Here is a 20,237-nt window from a genome sequence, read left to right as displayed (position 1 = left end):
TTAGAACTGGCTAGTTATGTCCCAGCCTCTTCTTTTATTTCGGGATTCGCGTCTGGCGAATCATCTCGAGTTTCAAATCCCATAACGGTTTGCTGAACGTCACCGAATACACTTCCGGCAGACGGAGTCGCTTGTACTCTTCCCATAAGCCGTTCATCTGCTCACGGTGATAGTCGCGAATCTCTTTCGCGCTCGGGAGCGTATAGACGCGCTCGCCGTCTAAGAAGATCGGTTCGAGCAAGCGCTTGACGCTGAAGTTGCGTGTTTTGATTTTGAACGCCGGGTCGCGCACGTCGATGAGGTCGATCTCGGAATACGTCTCGACCGGCTCATCCGACAAGGCGATATAGTCACCTTTGAATTTCTTCGTCTCGTTGTCGATGATGCGATACAGTTCTTTCTTGTGTGGGGTCGTCGTCTTCACTTTCGAAGAGGACACTTTGATGACCGGCTTCAACGTGCCGTCTTTGTCTTCACGGGCGACGAGTTTATACACCATGCCGAGGGCCGGTTGCTCATAGGCGGTGATGCCACGCGTCCCGACGAGGAACGTGTCGGCCTCAGCCCCTTGCATCCGCAAGTCTTGGATGACGTATTCGTCCAGGTCGCCGGAGACGACGATTTTGACGTAGTCAAGACCCGCTTCGTTGAGTGCCTTCCGGGCCCGTTTCGACAAGTAGGCCAAGTCACCGGAGTCGAGGCGGACCGATTTCAAGCGGTATCCGTTTGCCTCGAGTTCTTTCGCGACGGTAATCGCGTTCGGGAGTCCCGACTTGAGCGTGTCGTACGTGTCAATCAACAGGCTCGTATTGTCCGGGTACATCGAGGCGAACGAGCGGAACGCCGTCAATTCATCGTCGTGGAATTGGATATCGGCATGTTCCATCGTCCCGCCGGTCGGTACATCGAAATCACGGCCGGCCGAAACGAGACTCGTCACGTCAAACCCGGCGATATATGCGGCCCGTGTGCCATAATACGCGGCGTCGACTCCTTGGGCACGGCGAGCGCCGCCTTCGAGCAACGTCTCGTTCGGTGCCGCTTGGCGAATCCGGGCGTATTTCGTCGCGATGAGCGATTCATGGTTGGCGATGTTCAAGAACGCCGTCTGGAACAGTTTCGCCTCAAAGATGGTCGACTCGATTCGGACGACTTGTTCGTGCGGGAAGATAATCTCCCCTTCACGGACGCTGTAGAGTGAGCCCGTGAATTTGAAGTTACGCAGTACGTCCGCGAACTCGTCCTCGAAGTCGAGCTGCTCTTTCAAATAAGTGATGTCTTCCTCGGTGAACGAGACGTTCTCCAAGTAGTGGACGATGTTTTGTAACCCGGCAAAGACGACGTAGCCGCCGCTGAACGGGTTCGAGCGATAGTATAAATCGAAGACGACTTTTTCATTGTGACGTCCTTGTTTCCAGTAGATGTACATCCAACGTGGGAGGTACAGGTCCGTGTGAAGCGCTAAATTCCGATGTAACATAGTGAATTCCTTTCTGATTTCGTGTCACTTCCCGGTAACGGTCGCTCCGAGTGTCGTGACAAAATGTTCGAGCGCCCATTCATGGCCGATCGGGTTGAAGCTTTGGACGGCGTCCGCGTGGATGACCATCTTGTAGCCGAGGTTGTAGGCGTCTACCGCTGTATGCAAGACGCAAATGTCGGTACACACACCGACGAGATGGATTTCGGTGATGCCTCGTTCCCGTAGACGAAGGTCGAGGTCGGTCCCGGCGAAGGCGCTGTATCGCGTCTTATCGATCCAATGGTCGGCCTGTTCAGCTGCTTTTTTGACGGCGCCGTATAGGTCGCGCCCTTCTGTTCCGCGGATGTTGTGGGGCGGGAAGAGTGTCGTTTCCGGGTGATACGTGTCACCGGCGTCGTGCACATCGTTCGCGATGACGACGTAATCTTCGGGCGAAAACGCCTCGATCAACTGAACGATTCGTTCTTCTATATCTTGCCCGGGTTTTCCACAAGTCAAACGACCCGTGTCTGCGATAAAATCGAACGTGTAGTCAATGACGATCAATGCGCGCATAGGAGGTCTCCTCTCAAGTGCAAAATAGTTGGCTATCCTTCTTATTCTAAATCATTTTGCATGATGCGAAAAAGATTATTTTTCGCCTGTGTCGGGTAGTAGGTGTAAGTAGAACTGTAAGCGAAAGGGGAATGGACCGATGCTGTTGTCATCTACCGAACTATCGGAACAATTGTCGCGCTTGAACGGGTGGGACGTCGTCGAAGGGGAACTCCAGAAGACGTATCGTCTCGACACGTTCCCGGAGGCGATTCAATTCGTGCACCTCGTCGCCGACTTGGCCGAGTCGCTCAATCATCATCCGAACATCTTAATCGAGTATCGCAACGTCACGCTCACCGTGTCGACGCACGACGAAGGGGGCATCACGGAGAAAGACATCATGCTCGCGAAAGGGTGTGAGGAACTTGTCTAACCTGTATATGACGTTCGCCTCTGGTAGCGTCGCCGACCGGTTCCGGGAAAACCCGGACGTGCTCGTCGCGAGCGGCAATGAGACGATTTTACTCGCGGAAGGGGACAAGTCTCCGTTCCAAAGCGGAAAGACGTTCCGCATCGAAGAAGCGGAAGGACAATTCGCGTCGAAAGGGAATATTGTCTATGCGAACGTCCCCGTCGACTCGAATGCACGCTCGCTCTTGTTTCATCGTCTGTTGACTGAAAAATCACGTCTTGGGGCCGGGCACGATGGCTTCACGGCGTATCGTCTCGGCGTCGACCCGGACGACAATCACGGCATCGTGCTCATCCAATTCGCCGAGGCCGGCAACAAGTTCCGTGACTCGACAGACTATGTCCTATTTCAAGAATGGCTGAAAGATGCCGTCGAACAAAAAGGTGCAGGTCCGATCATAAAACACTATGTCGTCACGGAAGCGGATAACCTATAATAAAAGATAACGTCACGTTAGGGGAGGATTTTTAATGAACAAGAACTACTTTTGGATGGGTATGGCCGCTGGAGCCATCATCGGAGCAGGTGCGTCACTTCTCCATCGCGAGACACGCGAGCAACAAGTTCGTCAGTTGAAAGGCTTAAAATCACGCGTGAAGTCAGCGGACACATCGACACAAGCGCATTCGGTCGGCTTGCAAGCGTCACCGAAAGGTAGCTTGAAAGACCGCGTCATGGATTTGAAGGCGCTCTATGAAGAGAACCAAGACACAATCCAAAACCTCGTGGAAGACGTAAAAGATTTGATGGACGCGCTTCAAGAGGCACGTCACAAAAACCAACTCTAATACAAATGGCCAAGCGGACTCCGCTTGGCCATTTGTTATTCTTGCTTATATTCTTTCTCGGTTCCGTCCGTGAACGTGACGTCCGCCTCGATTTTTTCAGCATCGTCCGCGATGTTAAACGCTGCCTTGATTTGATTCAACACTTCCTCGTCCGGTGTGTCTTGGTCGAAGTTCAATTGACCGAAGACCGGATCGAGTTCTTGCATCGCTTCGTCCCCGCGCAAGTTCTGGTCATCCTCTTTCCGTTCATACGAAGCCTCGGTCGAATTGTTCTCAACCTCATAATCGACTTTGATGGCGTCATCAACGTCCGCATAGTCGACTTCAAGTTCGAACTTGTCGAACGTATACATGGAGTTGTTCTCCGTATTCGCCTCGTCTTCGACCGGTGCGTCACTCGGTTGGTTCGTGACTTCGTCAGACGAGCCGCATCCTGTAATCAAAAAGAGTGATGCCGTGATCGGTAGTGTCCATTTCAAACGTTTCATCAACAAATTCCTCCTCTATGTTTCGCATAATTTTTCCATTCCCCTAACGTGAAAAAACTATTCGTCATTCGACCGATTCCACATCGCTTTGTACACTTTGTATAAAAATACAATTGACAGTATAAATATGCGTATGGTTTAATCGGATTATTCTTTTGAGGAGGTACGACAGATGATCACGTGTGGAATCGTCGGTGTGACGGGATACGCCGGCATGGAACTATTGAAATTGATTTCGGCGCATCCGCGCTTACAAGTGACGTGCGTGATGAGCGACTCGAGTGCGGGGCTGCGCCTCTCTGACTTGTATCCGTGGATGGAGACGGGCGCGTTGACGCTCGAACCGTTCAAACCGGAGAAGTTGAACCAGCTTGACGTCTTGTTCCTCGCGACGCCGAGCGGGGTGTCGGCTCGATACATTGAACAGCTGGACGCGTTCGAAGGCGTCGTCGTCGACTTGAGCGGTGACTTGCGCCTTACGGGTGAGGTGTACGCGACGTGGTACGGCAAAGCGCCTGTCCATGCCGACACACAGGCGAAGGCCGTTTACGGGTTGACGGAATGGAACCGTGAATCCGTGCGGACGGCGAGATGGATCTCAAACCCTGGCTGTTACGCGACGGCCGTGTCGCTCGGTCTCCTGCCGTTTCTGACAGACGGATTGATTGAGCCGGACGAGGTGATCGTCTCGGCCTGCTCGGGCATCACCGGTGCCGGCAAAGCTTTGAGCACGAAGACGCATCACGCTCGCTCGAATGAGAACGTACAGCTATACAAGATTCACACGCATCAACACATCCCAGAGATTGAACAGACGATTCACCAAATGACAGGCGTTGAGGCGACCGTCTCGCTTTCCACGCACCTCTTACCAATCAACCGCGGCATCATGGCGACGATGCATGTCGTCCCGACGATTGATCAGACGGAAACGGAATGGATTGATCTATTGAGTCGTGCGTACAGACAAGAGCCGTTCATTCGCGTGCAACAAGGGGAGCCTGAGATTCGGACGGCCGTCGGGTCGAACTATTGTGATCTCTGGGTGTATAAAGACGACCGGACCGGACGGCTCACCATCGTCTCGGTCATCGACAACATGCAAAAAGGGGCAGCCGGACAGGCGATTCAAAACGTCAACGTCCGGTTCGGATTCAATGAAGCGCTCGGGCTAAGCACCCAACCACAATACATATAGGAGGGATGACATGACAGATTTAACGATGAGTCCACCGGTGAGTCTCGTCTCACCGAAAGGGTTTCACGCGACAGGCGTACATGCCGGATTGAAACGAAAACGCAAAGACTTGGCGCTGCTCGTCTGTGAACAACTAGCGAGCGCGGCGGCCGTCTACACGACCAATCAATTTCAAGCGGCGCCGATTCAAGTGACGAAACAGACGCTACAAGCATCAAACGGAAAGATTCGCGCCGTCCTCGTCAACAGCGGGAACGCGAACGCCTGCACCGGCGACCAAGGATTGACGGACGCCTATGCGATGCGAGCGAAAGCAGCCGCGCATTTAGGGATTGAAGCTGATGAAGTCGCGATCGCTTCGACTGGGGTCATCGGGCAACTGTTGCCGATGGACACGCTTTTAGCCGGAATCGAATTGTTGACGCCTGAGCCGGATGCGGCACAGGCCGGGGCGTTCGCTGAAGCAATTTTAACGACAGACACCGGAGTGAAGACGACCGGGGTCCGTTACGCGGATGGCGATACGTTCGTGACGGTCGCCGGGGTCGCCAAAGGCTCCGGTATGATTCATCCGAACATGGCGACGATGCTCGGGTTCGTGACAACCGATGCCGTCATCGCGCCAGAATTGTTACACGTCGCACTGAAACAAAGCGTTGACGCCTCGTTCAATAACATCACCGTCGACGGGGACAGTTCGACGAATGACATGGTGCTCGTCATGGCGAGCGGCGCTTCCGACACAGAAGAAATCAAGGCGGGAACGGACGCGTATCATCAATTCACAAAAGCGTTGACGGACGTTTGCACGGACCTCGCCAAACAAATCGCACGTGACGGGGAAGGTGCGACGACGCTAATTGAAGTCAACGTCGTCGGGGCGAAGACGGACGAGACGGCCCGCATCATCGCGAAACAGGTCGTCGGATCCTCGCTTGTGAAGACAGCGGTCTATGGCAAAGATGCGAACTGGGGACGTATCATCGCGGCCGTCGGGGCGACGAAAGAACCGATTGACGTCGGTCGGGTCGACATCCAGATCGGCTCTCAACTTGTCTTATCGAAAAGTGTGCCGGTCTGGTTCGACGAGACACTCGCCTCGGCGGAGATGGGACAAGACGTCGTCGCAATCCGGATCGATTTGAACGACGGAACGGGAACGGGCAGCGCCTATGGCTGCGACCTCACGTACGATTACGTCAAAATCAATGCGAGTTATCGGACATGAGCGAGCGGAAAGTCGTCAAGCTCGGTGGGAGCGTCTGGGACACGCTTCATCACGACTACTTTACAGAGTGGAAAGAATGGGTTGAAGCCGGAAATGAACTCATCTTACTTCACGGTGGGGGACCGAGATTGTCGGCTTACTGTGAGAGCCAACAAATCAAGCCCGTCTTTCAAAACGGACGTCGCGTGACAACGGAGGACGTGTTGACCGGGGCGACACGTGTCCTCGCGGGGGAGATGCAAACGGAAATCGTGACGGCGCTCGGTCGGTCTGATATGAATGCGGTCGGATTATCGGGTGTCGACGGACGGATGCTCACTGGGCGTCAAATCAAAGAACTCGGGGCCGTCGGTGAAGTCGAGACCGTTGATGTGTCGTTGATTGAGCTACTCGTTCAAAACCACTACGTGCCGGTCGTGACGTCGATTCTGTTCGGAACAAACGGCGCCCTGAACTGTAACGGGGACGATTGTGCTGTCGCCGTCGCCTGTGCGCTTAAAGCCGATCACTTCGAGATGATCACCGACGTGCCGGGTATTCGAATCAACGGTACGGTTCAACAGACGCTGACCGTCGATGCGATGCAACAGGCGATTGAGTCGGGAGCAATATACGGGGGCATGATTCCAAAGACAGAGGCGCTCCGCTCCGCACTAGACGGGGGGGTGGCGCTTGCCATCATTCGAGACGGGAACGACCCGACAGCAACCGGGACACAACTAAAGGAGGGACATGATGAGCGCACTACTTCCCACATATGGGCAACGAGCCATTGAGATTAAACAGGCAGACGGATCGTACGTGACGGACACGACGGGGAAACAGTACCTCGATTTCGTCATGGGCATCGCCGTCTGTAACACCGGACATCGCCATCCTGCCGTCCTTGAAAAGATCGAGGCACAGCTTGGCAACGTTTGGCATACGTCCAATCTATATGCGATTAGCGGGCAGGAACGTGTGGCGGAGAAACTCGTCGCCGGTACACATTTGACGCGCGCCTTCTTCTGTAACAGCGGGACAGAGGCGAACGAGGCGGCGTTCAAGCTGATTCGGAAATGGACGGGCAAGACGAAAATCGTCTCGTTCACGAAATCGTTTCACGGCCGGACGTTCGCGATGCTCGGGGCGACCGGGCAAGACAAAGTGAAGGCCGGTTTCGGGCCGATGGTGCCGGACTTCGTCCATGCACCGTTCAACGACAGCGCGGCACTCGACTTCATCGATGACGAGACGGCGGCCGTCTGGCTCGAAGTCGTCCAAGGGGAAGGTGGCGTCGTCGTCGGTGACGTCGCATGGTTCGCGGCATTGCAAGCGAAAGCGGATGAACATGGGGTCAAAGTGGTGATCGATGAGGTGCAGACCGGGATCGCCCGAACCGGCACCCGATACGCGTTCGAACAGACTCCGCTCAAGCCGGACGTCGTGACTCTCGCGAAAGGGCTCGGGAGCGGTTTTCCTGTCGGTGCGCTCGTAACGGCACCTGGGGCAGAAGCCGTATTTGAAGCCGGTAGCCACGGGTCGACGTTTGGCGGCAATCCGCTCGCCATGGCCGCGGCCGAGGCGACGCTCGATGTGTTATTCGAGGATGCGGCGCTGGCTCACGTCCAAGCGATGGGCGCATACTTCAAGTCGGGTCTTGAGCGTTTCGTCGATGGGGACACGTTCATTGACGTGCGCGGACTCGGGCTCATGCTCGGACTCGTCGCAACAAAACCAGTGGCCGATTTGATCAATCGACTACGGGATGCAGGGCTCCTCGTCGTCGCAGCCGGACCGGATGTGATTCGGTTCTTGCCGTCACTTTTCGTCAGTCAACAAGAAATCGATGAGGCGCTCGCCATCATCGAACAGGTCGTCACAAAGGAGATGGTGCAATGAACGGGACATTGACGTTACAAAACGGGATGACGTTTCACGGGACATGGGAGACGAGTGCCCGGCTCGGTAAAGGGGAAGTCGTCTTTTTCACCGGGATGACCGGGTATCAAGAAGTGTTGACGGACCCATCGTACGCCGGACAAGTCATCGTCTTCACGTATCCGCTCATCGGACAATATGGTCTCGAGGCCGGTGCGTCTGAAAGTGTGGATATCCAAGTCGCTGGCGTAATCGTCCAGACGCTCACAGGAAACGGACAGTCAAACGAGTTAAAAGACTGGTTGGAACAAGCGGGAATTCCCGTCTTGTCTGGAATTGATACGCGCACGCTCGTCCATACGCTCCGCCAGGAAGGTGATCAGTGGGGGCTCCTGGCGATGAATTCGAACGGGCAAGTCGAAGGCGACTTCTTACAAATCACGGAGACGGTCACGACCGCGAAGCCGGTCCAACTCGGAACGAATCAAAAAGGACACATCGTCTGTCTCGACTTCGGGGTGAAGTCGTCGATGGTCGAGGCGATGCTCGCACGCGGCTATGGCGTCACGACCGTACCATACGATACGCCGGCGGAAGCGATTCATCGTTTGAAACCGGACGGGGTGCTCGTCTCGAACGGACCGGGCGACCCGCGTGATTTGATGGACCGGATTGAGACGGTCCGCGAGGTGGCGCTTCGCTATCCGACGCTTGGGATTTGTATGGGACATCAACTCATCGCACTCTCGTTCGGGGCATCGATTGAGAAGCAGACGTACGGGCACCGGGGTTCAAACCATCCGGTACGAAACGTCCAAACGGGCGAGGTGTGGATGACGTCACAAAACCATGGGTACGTCGTCACGCGCGACAGTCTCGAACGGACACCGCTCGAGCTGTTGTTCGAGAACGTGAACGACTTGTCCGTAGAGGGGACGACACATCCGACGGCACCGATTTTGACGGCGCAGTTCCATCCAGAAGCAAGCCCGGGACCGAAAGAGGCGCAGGCGTTATTCGATCAATTCGATGAAATGATTCAACAAGGGGTGAACGTATATGCATAAGAAAGTGCTCGTCATCGGCTCCGGTCCGATTATCATCGGGCAAGCGGCCGAGTTCGATTATTCAGGTACGCAAGCGTGTCAGGCGCTTCGGGAAGCGGGATGCGAGGTCGTCTTGTTCAACTCGAACCCGGCGACGATCATGACCGACCCGGGTATGGCCGACAAGACGTATATCGAGGCGATGACGCTCGAAAAGGCCGAGATGATTATCGAAGCCGAACAGCCGACACACCTACTCGCGACCGTCGGTGGACAGACTGCGCTCAATTTGGCGCTCGCGCTCGATGAGGCCGGGGTGCTCGAAAAGCACGGCATCGCCCTGCTCGGGACGTCGCTCGAGACGATCCGTGACGGCGAAGACCGGGAACGCTTCAAGCAGAAGATGCATGAACTCGGGGAACCGCTCCCGGTGAGTACGACGATCGAGACGCTCGACGAGCTCGATGCGTTCATCCAAACAGCTGGAGTCCCGCTCATCGTCCGTCCGGCGTTCACCCTTGGGGGGACGGGAGGTGGCATCGCGACGACCGTCTCGGACGCCTATGAGATGGCGCGGCGCGGACTTGAGGCGAGCCCGATCTCGCAATGTCTCGTCGAAAAGAGTATCGCCGGCTTCAAAGAGTTCGAGTACGAAGTGATGCGTGACGAGAAAGGGACGTGCATCATCGTCTGCAACATGGAAAACATCGACCCGGTCGGGGTGCATACGGGCGACTCGGTCGTCTTTGCTCCGGCACAGACGCTATCGGATACGATGCACCAGACGTTACGGAGTGCAGCGCTTCGGATCGTCTCGAGTCTCGGCGTCGTCGGTGGCTGCAACATCCAGTTTGCCGTTCATCCGACTGAACCGACTTACTACGTCATCGAGGTCAACCCGCGCGTGTCGCGGAGTTCGGCCCTCGCCTCGAAAGCGACCGGCTATCCGATTGCGAAGATCGCGACGCGTCTCGCGCTCGGCGAAGGGTTGGATGATTGCGTGAACCCGGTGACGAACGGCACGATGGCTAGTTTCGAGCCGACGCTTGACTATGTGACGGCGAAAGTGCCGTGCTTCCCATTCGACTTGTTCAAAGGGGCAGACCGCGCCCTCGGTCCCCAGATGAAAGCGACGGGTGAGAGCATGGCGATGGGGAAGACACTTGAAGAGGCGCTTCAAAAAGCGTGGCGTGGTGCCGGGATCGAGCAGGCCCCGCTCTATCCGACATGGATGAAGCGAGCCGATGCGAATGAACTGTGGCAGGAAGTACTCGCCCCGACCGACCGTCGCCTGCACGCCTGTCTCGCGCTCATCGACCGCGGTCTCGCCTCGCGCAGTGAACTCGAGGACAAGACGGGCATCGCGCCGCACTTCATGGCGATGCTCGAGACGCTCGTCACGATGACAAAATCCACCGATTTTTTGACGGAGTCGAACATGTCACAGGCAAAGCGGCTCGGGTTCACCGATGCACAAATCGCCGCCATCTCAGGCATAACAATGGGAGACGTCAAGGAGCTGCGTGCGACGTTCGGCATCCGACCGGTCTATCACATGGTCGACACATGCGCGGCCGAGTTCGAGAGTACGACCCCTTACTTCTACGGGACGTGGCACGGAAAGACGGAAGTGAAGGCGAGTCAGACGCGGAAAGTCGCCGTCATCGGGGCCGGTCCGATACGCATCGGCCAAGGCATCGAGTTCGACTACAGTTCGGTCCATGCCGTCCGGGCACTTCAACAGCAAGGTATCGAGGCCATCATGATCAACAACAACCCGGAGACGGTCTCGACCGACTTCACGGTCGCTGACCGGTTGTATGTCGAGCCGCTCACGCTAGAAGACGTCACACACGTCCTCGAGGCAGAAGGGTGTCGTGACGTCTTAATCCAGTTCGGCGGTCAGACGGGCATCGCGCTCGCGCACGGTCTGGAGGCGGCTGGATATCGCTTGCTCGGCGCCTCGGCTGCCGTCATCGACCAAATGGAAGACCGGGACCGCTTTTATGCGTTTCTTGACGAGATTGACGTCGCGCACATCCCGGGAGAAGAAGTCGGGACTACCGCTGCTCTCTATGAAGCGGTCGACCGGATTGGCTTCCCGTGCGTCGTCCGGCCGTCTTACGTCATCGGTGGGAAAGGGATGCACATCTTGCAATCCGAGGCGGACCTTGCCCGAATCAGTCCAGACCTCGCTTATCCGCTCCTCATCGACCTCTACGTCGCCGGGCGCGAACTTGAGGTCGACTGCGTGACGGACGGGCAGACCGTCTACGTGCCGGCCATCTTGGAACAAATCGAGGCGGCTGGGGTTCATTCCGGGGACTCGACGATGGTCATGCCGCCGGTCGAGACGTCCGAGGCACACCAACGACAGATTGACACGATCACGAAACGAATCGGTCAGGCACTCACATATCGCGGGGCGCTCAACATCCAGTTCGTCTTAAAAGACGACACGATTTACGTGCTTGAAATCAACCCGCGGGCGTCACGGACCGTCCCGATTGTCAGCAAAGTGACTGGTGAACCGCTCATCGAATGGGCGACACGCGCCGCGCTCGGCCATTCGCTTAAAGGCGTCTTACCGGTCGAACGGAAACAACTGACCGGTTATGCGGTGAAGACGCCGATTTTCTCAAGTTTGAAGCTGCCAGGTGTCGACCCGCTCACAGGACCGATCATGCGCTCGACAGGGGAGACGCTTCAATTCAGTCCAATCCCCGTCGTTGCCGAACGGTTCTGTTACGATGCGACGACGACCCGGGTCATGGCGCGACCACAAATCGTGTATGGGGAAGGGTGGGAGACGTTCGGCGAGGTACCGCTCGACGCGACGATTGACTTCCAACACGTCGCCGTCCTCTTCTCGCACGTACCGGCTGAACAAGTGATACGGGAGGCGGCCGTCCGAAACGGCGTCCACGTCATCTCGGAGCAACACCTCGCCCGTTACTATCAAGCGACGGTCGACACGACACCAGTGCCGGTCCGTCCGTTACAGGCGCACACAAAGGAGGAATTACCGTTATGACGACAAAGACGTTCAAACACATGTTGACGCTCGAGGAATTGACACCAACGGATTTAGATGAACTCATTCGCTTGGCGATCGACGTGAAACGACATCCGGACGCGTATGGGACGGCGCTTGCCGGTAAGAAGGTCGCCTTATTGTTTGAGAAGGCGTCCACGCGCACGCGCATTTCGTTCGAGGTCGGGGTCGTCGAGCTTGGCGGCTACCCGCTCTTCTTGAGCGGGAGCGACCTTCAAATCGGACGCGGTGAACCGATCACGGATACGATTCGAGTGATGAGCCGCTACGTCGACGCACTCATGATTCGGACGTACGCCCATGAAACGGTCGAGACGCTCGCGACGGCGGGCTCGATTCCAATCATCAACGGGTTGACGGACACGCATCATCCGTGCCAAGTGCTCGCCGACCTCTTGACGATTGAGGAGACGTTCGGGACGCGCCAAGGGAAAGTGTTGACGTACATCGGTGACGGGAACAACATGGCCCACTCGCTCATGCTTGGCGGTGCCTTGAGCGGAATGCATATCCGCGTCGCCTCGCCGGACGGTTATACGGTCGACGAGACGATTTACAATCAGGCCGTCGCGCTAGCCGAGACGACCGGCGGCAGCGTCACACTCTACGGCGACCCGGCCGAAGCGACGGTGGGCGCACATGTCGTCTATACGGACGTGTTCGCCAGCATGGGGCAAGAAGCGGAGGCGGAAACGCGCCTCGCCCATTTCGCCTCGTTCCAAGTGGACGAAACGTTGATGGCGTCGGCACGGGACGAAGCGATTTTCCTACACTGTCTGCCGGCTCATCGCGGTGAAGAAGTGACGGCGGACGTGATGGACGGCCCGCAGTCGCTCGTCTTCGACCAAGCCGAGAACCGGCTCCATGCCCAAAAAGCACTGATGATTACATTGCTCGCCTAACGAAAAGGAGCTTCGCCGACGACTGGCGAAGCTCCTTTTGTCATAAGAATCGTGCGAACAGGCCGAAGACGGCGAGTCCGATAATCACGTAAAAGATCCATTTCCCTTCACCCGTATGAATGATGGGCGGTACGTACTTGCGCGGCTTGTACTTCCCGTAACGGAGCGGCCGTGAATACGGCACCGTATAGCGCGACAACGGATAGGCGAGCAGGAATCCGGCGAGGAATCCGTACACGTGCCCCCAGAGCGAGACGTTCGAACCGATTAACGTGAAGACGGCACTGATGGCGACGAAGATGTAGACGAGTCGCGCGTCTTGGCTGTAGATGAGCGTCCGACGGAAACGTCCGATGAATACGTAGAAACCGAGGATCGCTAAGATCGCGCCCGAGGCACCGGCCTGAAGATAGAACAGTTGGCTCACGGTAAAGTACGTGAGTAGGTTGGCGAGCGCGCCAGCGACGAGATAAAACAGCGCGAACCGCACATGCCCGACCATGCGTTCCATCGCTGGGCCGAAGATGATGAGCGCGAACGAGTTGAACAGCAAGTGGCCAAGTCCTAGATGGATAAAGTTTGCCGTCAGGAGACGGTACCACTGCCCATCTGCGAGCGCGAGGTGGAACGATCCGCCCCGTGCGACGATCTGAAGTCCCGGCATCAAAGAATCGATGACAAACACGACTAGTTGGATTACAATGAACAGCGTTACGAGCGGGTATGCTCGGATGAACGTTTGAACATTCTCAGTACGACTAAACATAGCATCACCTCTTTCCTTAATTGTATAAGGAAACGAGTGGAAAAGGAAAGGAGCGAGTATCCTGTGATTGTAGGAATCGGCATCGACCTCGTCGAACTCGAGCGCATTGCTCGCTCGATACAGAAGCCGGGGTTCATGGAACGGCTCTTGACCGAGGCGGAACGTGGACTCGCGTCGAACTACCCGGAACAACGCCGCATCGAGTTCGTTGCCGGCCGCTTCGCCGCGAAAGAGGCTTACGCCAAAGCGGTCGGAACGGGCATCGCCCGTGGATTGTCATGGCAACAGATTGAAGTGTTGCCCGACGAGACGGGACGGCCAGTCATGACGGCACCGTCGCCGGGACGGATTCATGTCAGCATTAGCCATAGTGAACAATACGCCGTGGCCCAAGTCATCATTGAAGAGGAGGATTCCGATGTATCGTCCAAGTAAAATTGAAATTGACCGGGCAGCGATTGCGCATAACGTGAGCGAGATTAAGCGTCGCATCCCACAACAATTGATGGCGGTCGTCAAAGCGAACGCGTACGGGCACGGTGCCGTCGAGGTCGCGACGATCGCGCTCGAGAACGGGGCGACGATGCTCGGGGTGGCCTTGCTTGAAGAAGCGATTGAGCTTCGTGAGGCCGGTATCGACGCACCGATCCTCGTCATGGAAGCCCAGTTCCCGGAATATGCGGGCGTCGCGGCGAAACATGACGTCATCCTCTCGGTGTTCTCGGCGGAATGGTTCGAGGAAGCGAAAGCGCATCTTGGTGAACGACCGCTCACCGTCCATGTGAAAGTGGACACCGGCATGGGCCGGCTCGGTCTTCGGACGCGAGAAGAACTTGACGCGCTCCTTGAGGTGGCCGATGACCGTTTCGTCATCGAAGGCATCTATACACATTTTGCGACGGCCGATGAACCGGATAGCGCGCTTTATCACGAGCAACAAGTCCGTTTCGATCGTTTAATGGACGGACTCGGTTCACGCTTCAAGTACATCCATACGTCGAACTCGGCCGGGGCGATTCGGATGGCTGGTGAAGACGTGCCGTATAACCTTGTCCGTGTCGGCATCGCCATCTACGGACTCTACCCGTCAAGCGAGATGGCGTCATTCTACTCCTTTTTGCGGCCGGCGTTCACGCTGAAGAGTAAGCTCATGCAAGTGAAACGGCTCGAGGCCGGGCAGACGATCAGTTATGGGGCGACGTACACGACGACAGAAGATGAGTGGATCGGTACGGTGCCGGTCGGTTATGCGGACGGTTGGATTCGAAAGGCGGGCGGCTTCGCAGTCGACGTCAATGGCAACCGGTGTCCGATTGTCGGGCGGGTATGCATGGACCGTTTCATGATTAAACTGCCGCGAGCATTCCCGGTCGGTACCGACGTGACGCTCGTCGGCGGTCCGGTGCCGATTGACGAATTGGCGGCGCATTTGGAGACGATTAACTATGAGGTCGTCTGTCAGTTGACCGGACGACTGCCGAGACACTATGTGTGAATCAGAAAACGTGTGAAATTATCTGAATTCTTTCTCGAATCCTCTATATTTTCCCAAACTCGCGTGTTATATTGATAAAGAACGCGGGAAAAACATTCCGCCAGTCCATTGAAACGATTCTGGAGGTGTAAGATGTTGAAACAGCGAACAGCGGGTGCATTGGCGTCCGTTCCAGATCGGTTCTCGCAGCATGGGGGTCCGATTTCGATGAAAGATCGTGAATCATTGTCATTGAACGATGTAGTGACGTACTTGTCCAAAGAAATTGCTGATCGACAACAAACACTGCGTGAAGAATTGGCGAGAGGCTATCAAGAGATGGCCGCGTTTAATTTGAATATGGCAGAAGAGATGCTGATGATTGAGACGGAAGCCGAACATGCTCTCTTACGTCAAGTAAGCGGGGTGTGAGCGGAGTGATCGTAAAGCGTGGTGACGTGTTTTATGCGAATCTGTCGCCCGTAGTCGGTTCAGAGCAAGGTGGAGTTCGCCCGGTCCTCGTCATTCAAAACGATATCGGCAATCGCTTTAGCCCGACCGTCATTGTCGCTGCGATTACGGCTCAGATCCAAAAAGCAAAACTGCCGACTCATGTGGAAGTATATCAAGTCAAACACGGACTCGAACGAGACTCAGTGATTTTGCTTGAACAGATTCGAACGATTGATAAACGTCGTCTGACAGACAAGGTCACGCACCTTGATGATGAGACGATGCACAAAGTGGACAGAGCGCTAGAGATTAGTATGGGATTAATCCCTCTCTAGCTTACATATGAACAGAACCGGTACATGGGTATCGGTTTTTTTTCAAAAAAAATTAAAATATAGGTTTAAGATTATGAAATACGGGAATTATTTTTAATCGTACTCAATTTTTCTGTACGCAACTTTAGGAGGGAATAACGATGGATTTAGCGATTCGCGAGCAAGTCATTGGAGATCAATTACACCTTTACGTATCCGGAGAAGTGGATACATATACCGCTCCCAAACTGAAGGAAGTATTGCATCCGGCGATTACGGAGCAAAACGTCGTCGTTCATTTGGATGAAGTGGATTATATGGACTCAACAGGTCTCGGCGTATTCGTCGGCGCCCTTAAAATAGCAACACGCAACGAGAAAGAGTTGTCGCTCGTCGGTGTGACCGACCGCGTCAATCGTCTCTTTGAATTGACAGGCCTTCACAAATTGCTCTCGATTAACACGAACGTAAGAGGTGGCACGCAATGAGTAACATCGAACAGACGGTGATGACGTTCCCGGCCAAACCGGAATATGTCGGTGTGGTCCGTTTAGTCGTGTCAGGAATCGCGAATCGTATGGGATATACGTACGACGAGATCGAAGACATCAAAATCGCGGTCTCGGAAGCTTGCGGCAATGCTGTCCAACATGCATATGACGATCAAGAAGGTGAAGTGAAACTCACGTGCGGCGTTCACACGGATCGTTTAGAAATGACGATTGAAGATTCGGGCAAGACGTTTGCTGACGATGTGAAACGCCAAGCGGCGCCGGTCGAAGAGACGGCTGAAATCGAATCGCTTCACGAAGGAGGACTCGGTCTGTTCCTTATTGAAGCGTTAATGGACGACGTCTCGATCAACAAAGACAATGGTGTCAAAGTGACGATGACGAAACTCCTTAACAGGGACGAGGTGGATCAGAGTGCCAGCAAAATCTCAACAACGCCATCACAGTGATGATGAAGTATTAGAGTGGATTGAACGCTATCAACAGGACGACCAAAACGAGGAAGTCCAGATGCTCTTAATCAATCGCTACTCGGACCTCGTCGAAGCACTCGCGCGCAAGTTCTCCCGGGGCCGGGCCATCCATGATGACCTCGTCCAAGTCGGGATGATCGGACTGCTCGCGGCGCTCCGTCGTTTCGACCCGGAATTCGGACGCAGTTTTGAATCGTTCGCCGTCCCGACCATCATCGGTGAAATCAAGCGATTCATCCGGGACAAGACGTGGAGCGTTCACGTACCACGTCGCATCAAGGAACTCGGGCCGAAGATTAAGAAGACGGTCGAAGAGTTGACGACCGAGCTTCAACGTTCACCGCGCATCGATGAGATTGCCGATTATCTCGGCGTATCCGATGAAGAGATTCTCGAAACGCTCGAGATGGGTAAGAGTTATCAAGCGCTCTCAGTCGATAGCTCGATCGAAGCGGATAACGAAGGAAGCACGGTCACGCTACTCGACCTCGTCGGGAGTCAAGAGCGGGGCTACGAGTCGGTCGACCAACGACTCATTCTCGAAAAAGCGTTCAGCGTGCTGAACGAACGAGAACAGGCGATTTTAGAATGCGCCTACTACAAAAATATGAGTCAAAAAGAGACGGGCGAATTGCTCGGCATCTCGCAGATGCACGTTTCACGCCTTCAGCGTCGTGCCCTCGAGAAGTTGCGAGAAGCCATCAAAGTGCCGCTCAATGAAGTATTTTCTAGCGATGACTGAGGAGTCATCGTTTTTTTGTTGTCTGCTCTTTGCTACACTTCAACTAGAGACTAGAAAAGGAAGTGGTTCAGATGATCACGAAAGTCGCGAAAACGCTACAAGTAAAAGAAAGTCAAGTCGAGACGGTGAGACAACTCGCCGCTGACGGCGCGACGATCCCGTTCATGGCCCGTTACCGTAAGGAGATGACGGGGAACCTCGATGAAGTCGAAATCAAATCGATTCTTGACGCCCTTCAATATGAAGAGAGCTTGCAGAAACGAAAGTCCGACGTGCTCGCGAAATTAGAAGAGCTCGAGAAAGCGACGCCGGAACTCGCACGCGCGCTCGAAGCCGCGACGACGTTGCAACAAGTCGACGACATCTATTTGCCGTACCGACCGAAGCGACGGACGAAAGCCGAGCAAGGCCGCGAGAAGGGGTTGCAACCGCTCGCCGACTGGTATCGCAACCCGTCCGCCTATTCGTTGAAAGACGCACAACAGCTCGCCGGGGACACGCCGCTCGACGAGGCACTGCCGTTCGCCCAAGCAATCATTGGAGAAGAGTGGGGCGAGACGGCGTCACTTCGTCAATCGCTCCGGGCCCGGGTCCGGAAAGAAGCGTTGCTTCGTTCACAAAAGAAAAAGCAGGCGGAAGATGAGAAAGAAGTCTTTTCACAGTATTATGACTACGAGGAAAAAGTCGCCGGGATTGTCCCGCACCGTGTCCTCGCCTTGAACCGTGGAGAGCGGACGGACGTTCTTCAAGTCAAACTCGTGTTTGACGAGACGACGTTCATGAATCAGGCGCTGCGTCCGTTCGAACGACTCCCGGCCGAGAAACGTGAACTCGTCACCGTCGCCATCAAAGAGGCGTATAAAAAGTCAGTATTCCCGGCGATTGAACGCGAGATGCGCAGTGAGTTGACCGAGACGGCCGAAGAACAGGCGATTGACGTCTTCGCCAAAAACTTGAAGCAGCTGTACATGCAACCGCCGCTCCGGGAAGTCGTCGTCCTCGGGATCGACCCGGCGTATCGGACGGGATGCAAATGGGCCGTCGTCAATGAGATCGGAAAAGTCGAAGAAGTCGGAGTCTTCTATCCGACAGCGCCGAAACATGACGTGGCCGGTTCGGAAAAAGTGCTCGCCTCGCTCGTGAAGAAATATCCGATTTCCGTCATCGTCATCGGAAACGGGACTGCGTCACGGGAAACCGAGCAGTTCGTCGCCGACTGGTTGAAGAAAGCCGAGCGTGAGATTGCGTATGCGATCGTCAATGAGGCCGGGGCGAGCGTCTATTCGGCTTCAGAAGTCGCCCGTACCGAATTTCCGGCGCTGAAAGTCGAGGAGCGGTCCGCTGTCTCGATTGCGAGACGGATTCAAGATGCGATGGCCGAACTCGTCAAAGTCGACCCGCAGTCTGTCGGGGTCGGTCAGTATCAGCATGACGTCAGTCAAAATAAACTGAAGGCGTCGCTCGAGTTCGTCGTCGAGAGTGTCGTCAATATGGTTGGGGTCGATGTGAACCGGGCCTCGGAATCGCTTTTGACGTACGTATCGGGCTTGAATAAGACGACGGCGAAAAATATCGTGGCGTATCGCGATGAGTTCGGCCGATTCGACACGCGAAAAGAAATCAAAAAAGTTCCACGCCTTGGAGCCAAGGCGTATGAGCAAGCTGCCGGCTTTTTGCGAATCACGAACGGAAGCGACGTACTCGACCAAACCGAAATTCACCCGGAGAGTTACAAACTGACACTCTCTCTATTGAAGGAACTCGGTGTTTCGAAGCAAGCAGTCGGGACGGCCGAGTTGCGAGACCGATTGAAGACAGTCGATGCGAGTGCGCTCAGTGAAAAGTTGAATGCTGGATTGCCGACAATTGAAGATATCTTGAAGTCGCTCGCGAAACCGGGACGCGATCCGCGTGAGGACATTCAAAAGCCGTTGCTTCGGACGGATGTCATGAACCTAGAAGACCTTCAAGTTGGGATGGAGTTTCAAGGAACGGTCCGAAACGTCATCGACTTCGGGGCGTTCGTCGATATCGGCGTGAAGCAAGATGGGCTCGTCCATATATCGAAACTGTCCAACCGATACGTGAAACATCCGCTCGACGTCGTCGCAGTCGGAGATATCGTGACGGTCTGGATCGAACAAGTCGATGCGAATCGAGGTCGAATCAGCTTGACGATGCTCGCACCAAAGAAGTCATGACGAGCATATAAAGAAGAAAGTCGGGGTTGGGCAAAATGATTTCATTTTGCTCAACTTTTTTTGTGGAAAAGTGTTGACGGTCTTTTCGGACCGTGCTATCTTATAGAAGTCGCCGAGAAACGGCACGCGAAATTAAAGCTTTTCTAAAAAAGTGATTGACAGGTTTCTGGTTTGCGGTTACAATTTAAAGCGTTACTTCGATAAATTCAAGCAACGTTCCGCAATAGCTCAGTGGTAGAGCAACC

The 20,237-nt window shown here is 55.1% G+C and carries 22 protein-coding genes; 18 read left to right on the top strand and 4 right to left on the bottom strand.

Annotation, left to right across the window (positions count from 1 at the left end; translation table 11 throughout):
• Positions 1 to 34 precede the first annotated feature (34 nt).
• Both RT52_RS17510 and RT52_RS17505 read right to left on the bottom strand, forming a co-directional pair.
• Entirely contained in the window at positions 35 to 1,480 is a 1,446-nt protein-coding gene (locus tag RT52_RS17510; RefSeq protein ID WP_034809062.1) for a nicotinate phosphoribosyltransferase, read from the bottom strand.
• A gap of 24 nt (positions 1,481 to 1,504) precedes the next feature.
• Positions 1,505 to 2,038 carry a cysteine hydrolase family protein gene (locus RT52_RS17505; RefSeq protein WP_034814295.1) on the bottom strand — a complete coding sequence of 178 codons (534 nt, stop codon included), beginning with the start codon at positions 2,036 to 2,038 and terminating at the stop codon, positions 1,505 to 1,507.
• A gap of 139 nt (positions 2,039 to 2,177) precedes the next feature.
• On the opposite strand from RT52_RS17505, the gene RT52_RS17500 reads away from it, so the two are divergent.
• Genes RT52_RS17500 through RT52_RS17490 form a run of 3 tightly spaced genes read left to right on the top strand, consistent with a single transcriptional unit; the run spans position 2,178 to position 3,280 of the window.
• Positions 2,178 to 2,453: a 4a-hydroxytetrahydrobiopterin dehydratase gene (locus RT52_RS17500; RefSeq protein ID WP_034814293.1), complete on the top strand. Its 276-nt coding sequence runs from the start codon at positions 2,178 to 2,180 to the stop codon at positions 2,451 to 2,453.
• Positions 2,446 to 2,928, top strand: coding sequence for a hypothetical protein (locus tag RT52_RS17495; protein ID WP_245175433.1), 483 nt, complete (start codon positions 2,446 to 2,448; stop codon positions 2,926 to 2,928). The genes RT52_RS17500 and RT52_RS17495 overlap by 8 nt, the downstream gene beginning before the upstream one ends.
• Before the next feature lie 34 nt (positions 2,929 to 2,962).
• Positions 2,963 to 3,280, top strand: a complete 318-nt coding sequence (locus tag RT52_RS17490) for a hypothetical protein (RefSeq protein ID WP_034809073.1) — start codon at positions 2,963 to 2,965, stop codon at positions 3,278 to 3,280.
• Between the two features lie 35 nt (positions 3,281 to 3,315).
• Here RT52_RS17490 and RT52_RS17485 read toward each other — a convergent pair whose 3' ends face one another.
• Complete coding sequence (locus RT52_RS17485; RefSeq protein WP_051690219.1) at positions 3,316 to 3,768, bottom strand: YusW family protein; 453 nt, start codon at positions 3,766 to 3,768, stop codon at positions 3,316 to 3,318.
• Between the two features lie 172 nt (positions 3,769 to 3,940).
• On the opposite strand from RT52_RS17485, the gene argC reads away from it, so the two are divergent.
• The 7 genes from argC to argF are packed head-to-tail and all read left to right on the top strand — an operon-like array spanning position 3,941 to position 13,057.
• Entirely contained in the window at positions 3,941 to 4,966 is a 1,026-nt protein-coding gene (argC, locus tag RT52_RS17480; RefSeq protein ID WP_034814289.1) for an N-acetyl-gamma-glutamyl-phosphate reductase, read from the top strand.
• A gap of 10 nt (positions 4,967 to 4,976) precedes the next feature.
• Positions 4,977 to 6,194, top strand: coding sequence for a bifunctional glutamate N-acetyltransferase/amino-acid acetyltransferase ArgJ (gene argJ / locus RT52_RS17475; RefSeq protein WP_034814287.1), 1,218 nt, complete (start codon positions 4,977 to 4,979; stop codon positions 6,192 to 6,194).
• On the top strand, positions 6,191 to 6,970 hold the full coding sequence (argB, locus tag RT52_RS17470; protein ID WP_034814285.1) for an acetylglutamate kinase: 780 nt from the start codon (positions 6,191 to 6,193) through the stop codon (positions 6,968 to 6,970). The genes argJ and argB overlap by 4 nt, the downstream gene beginning before the upstream one ends.
• A complete protein-coding gene (locus RT52_RS17465) occupies positions 6,930 to 8,075 on the top strand; it encodes an acetylornithine transaminase (RefSeq protein ID WP_034814283.1) in 1,146 nt (381 codons plus the stop codon). The genes argB and RT52_RS17465 overlap by 41 nt, the downstream gene beginning before the upstream one ends.
• A complete protein-coding gene (locus tag RT52_RS17460) occupies positions 8,072 to 9,121 on the top strand; it encodes a carbamoyl phosphate synthase small subunit (protein ID WP_034814281.1) in 1,050 nt (349 codons plus the stop codon). Before RT52_RS17465 ends, RT52_RS17460 begins: the two co-directional genes overlap by 4 nt.
• A complete protein-coding gene (carB, locus tag RT52_RS17455; protein WP_034814279.1) occupies positions 9,114 to 12,134 on the top strand; it encodes a carbamoyl-phosphate synthase (glutamine-hydrolyzing) large subunit in 3,021 nt (1,006 codons plus the stop codon). The genes RT52_RS17460 and carB overlap by 8 nt, the downstream gene beginning before the upstream one ends.
• Positions 12,131 to 13,057 (top strand): ornithine carbamoyltransferase, encoded by a 927-nt coding sequence (gene argF, locus RT52_RS17450; RefSeq protein ID WP_034814278.1) that lies wholly within the window; start codon positions 12,131 to 12,133, stop codon positions 13,055 to 13,057. The genes carB and argF overlap by 4 nt, the downstream gene beginning before the upstream one ends.
• 40 nt (positions 13,058 to 13,097) lie before the next feature.
• Here the strand turns inward: argF and RT52_RS17445 are convergent, their stop codons facing one another.
• On the bottom strand, positions 13,098 to 13,823 hold the full coding sequence (locus RT52_RS17445) for a rhomboid family intramembrane serine protease (protein ID WP_034808713.1): 726 nt from the start codon (positions 13,821 to 13,823) through the stop codon (positions 13,098 to 13,100).
• Between the two features lie 63 nt (positions 13,824 to 13,886).
• On the opposite strand from RT52_RS17445, the gene acpS reads away from it, so the two are divergent.
• The 8 genes from acpS to RT52_RS17405 all read left to right on the top strand — a co-directional run bounded on the left by acpS (position 13,887) and on the right by RT52_RS17405 (position 19,992).
• Positions 13,887 to 14,258, top strand: a complete 372-nt coding sequence (gene acpS, locus RT52_RS17440; protein WP_034814276.1) for a holo-ACP synthase — start codon at positions 13,887 to 13,889, stop codon at positions 14,256 to 14,258.
• Positions 14,242 to 15,318, top strand: a complete 1,077-nt coding sequence (alr, locus tag RT52_RS17435; RefSeq protein ID WP_034814275.1) for an alanine racemase — start codon at positions 14,242 to 14,244, stop codon at positions 15,316 to 15,318. Before acpS ends, alr begins: the two co-directional genes overlap by 17 nt.
• A gap of 132 nt (positions 15,319 to 15,450) precedes the next feature.
• Positions 15,451 to 15,729: a hypothetical protein gene (locus RT52_RS17430; RefSeq protein ID WP_034780874.1), complete on the top strand. Its 279-nt coding sequence runs from the start codon at positions 15,451 to 15,453 to the stop codon at positions 15,727 to 15,729.
• Positions 15,730 to 15,734: 5 nt separating this feature from the next.
• Positions 15,735 to 16,085 carry a type II toxin-antitoxin system PemK/MazF family toxin gene (locus RT52_RS17425; RefSeq protein ID WP_016510516.1) on the top strand — a complete coding sequence of 117 codons (351 nt, stop codon included), beginning with the start codon at positions 15,735 to 15,737 and terminating at the stop codon, positions 16,083 to 16,085.
• Between the two features lie 140 nt (positions 16,086 to 16,225).
• Entirely contained in the window at positions 16,226 to 16,552 is a 327-nt protein-coding gene (locus RT52_RS17420; protein WP_034808704.1) for an STAS domain-containing protein, read from the top strand.
• Entirely contained in the window at positions 16,549 to 17,025 is a 477-nt protein-coding gene (gene rsbW, locus RT52_RS17415; protein WP_034814273.1) for an anti-sigma B factor RsbW, read from the top strand. Before RT52_RS17420 ends, rsbW begins: the two co-directional genes overlap by 4 nt.
• Positions 16,991 to 17,791 (top strand): RNA polymerase sigma factor SigB, encoded by an 801-nt coding sequence (sigB, locus tag RT52_RS17410; RefSeq protein ID WP_034814271.1) that lies wholly within the window; start codon positions 16,991 to 16,993, stop codon positions 17,789 to 17,791. Before rsbW ends, sigB begins: the two co-directional genes overlap by 35 nt.
• Positions 17,792 to 17,862: 71 nt before the next feature.
• Complete coding sequence (locus RT52_RS17405; RefSeq protein ID WP_034814269.1) at positions 17,863 to 19,992, top strand: Tex family protein; 2,130 nt, start codon at positions 17,863 to 17,865, stop codon at positions 19,990 to 19,992.
• Positions 19,993 to 20,237: the final 245 nt, after the last annotated feature.

Origin of the sequence: Exiguobacterium alkaliphilum 12/1, assembly GCF_000714435.1 — a bacterium.
Taxonomy (GTDB): domain Bacteria; phylum Bacillota; class Bacilli; order Exiguobacteriales; family Exiguobacteriaceae; genus Exiguobacterium; species Exiguobacterium alkaliphilum.
Note: the sequence above shows the minus strand (reverse complement) of the source record. Positions and strands in the feature narration are given on the sequence as shown.

Excerpts from the sequence above, each read along its gene's own strand:
- RT52_RS17510 (WP_034809062.1), bottom strand. The coding sequence starts at position 1,480 with ATGTTACATCGGAATTTAGCGCTTCACACGGACCTGTACCTCCCACGT.
- RT52_RS17505 (WP_034814295.1), bottom strand. The coding sequence starts at position 2,038 with ATGCGCGCATTGATCGTCATTGACTACACGTTCGATTTTATCGCAGAC.
- RT52_RS17500 (WP_034814293.1), top strand. The coding sequence starts at position 2,178 with ATGCTGTTGTCATCTACCGAACTATCGGAACAATTGTCGCGCTTGAAC.
- RT52_RS17490 (WP_034809073.1), top strand. The coding sequence starts at position 2,963 with ATGAACAAGAACTACTTTTGGATGGGTATGGCCGCTGGAGCCATCATC.
- RT52_RS17485 (WP_051690219.1), bottom strand. The coding sequence starts at position 3,768 with ATGAAACGTTTGAAATGGACACTACCGATCACGGCATCACTCTTTTTG.
- argC (WP_034814289.1), top strand. The coding sequence starts at position 3,941 with ATGATCACGTGTGGAATCGTCGGTGTGACGGGATACGCCGGCATGGAA.
- argJ (WP_034814287.1), top strand. The coding sequence starts at position 4,977 with ATGACAGATTTAACGATGAGTCCACCGGTGAGTCTCGTCTCACCGAAA.
- argB (WP_034814285.1), top strand. The coding sequence starts at position 6,191 with ATGAGCGAGCGGAAAGTCGTCAAGCTCGGTGGGAGCGTCTGGGACACG.
- RT52_RS17465 (WP_034814283.1), top strand. The coding sequence starts at position 6,930 with ATGAGCGCACTACTTCCCACATATGGGCAACGAGCCATTGAGATTAAA.
- RT52_RS17460 (WP_034814281.1), top strand. The coding sequence starts at position 8,072 with ATGAACGGGACATTGACGTTACAAAACGGGATGACGTTTCACGGGACA.
- carB (WP_034814279.1), top strand. The coding sequence starts at position 9,114 with ATGCATAAGAAAGTGCTCGTCATCGGCTCCGGTCCGATTATCATCGGG.
- argF (WP_034814278.1), top strand. The coding sequence starts at position 12,131 with ATGACGACAAAGACGTTCAAACACATGTTGACGCTCGAGGAATTGACA.
- RT52_RS17445 (WP_034808713.1), bottom strand. The coding sequence starts at position 13,823 with ATGTTTAGTCGTACTGAGAATGTTCAAACGTTCATCCGAGCATACCCG.
- alr (WP_034814275.1), top strand. The coding sequence starts at position 14,242 with ATGTATCGTCCAAGTAAAATTGAAATTGACCGGGCAGCGATTGCGCAT.
- RT52_RS17430 (WP_034780874.1), top strand. The coding sequence starts at position 15,451 with ATGTTGAAACAGCGAACAGCGGGTGCATTGGCGTCCGTTCCAGATCGG.
- RT52_RS17420 (WP_034808704.1), top strand. The coding sequence starts at position 16,226 with ATGGATTTAGCGATTCGCGAGCAAGTCATTGGAGATCAATTACACCTT.
- rsbW (WP_034814273.1), top strand. The coding sequence starts at position 16,549 with ATGAGTAACATCGAACAGACGGTGATGACGTTCCCGGCCAAACCGGAA.
- RT52_RS17405 (WP_034814269.1), top strand. The coding sequence starts at position 17,863 with ATGATCACGAAAGTCGCGAAAACGCTACAAGTAAAAGAAAGTCAAGTC.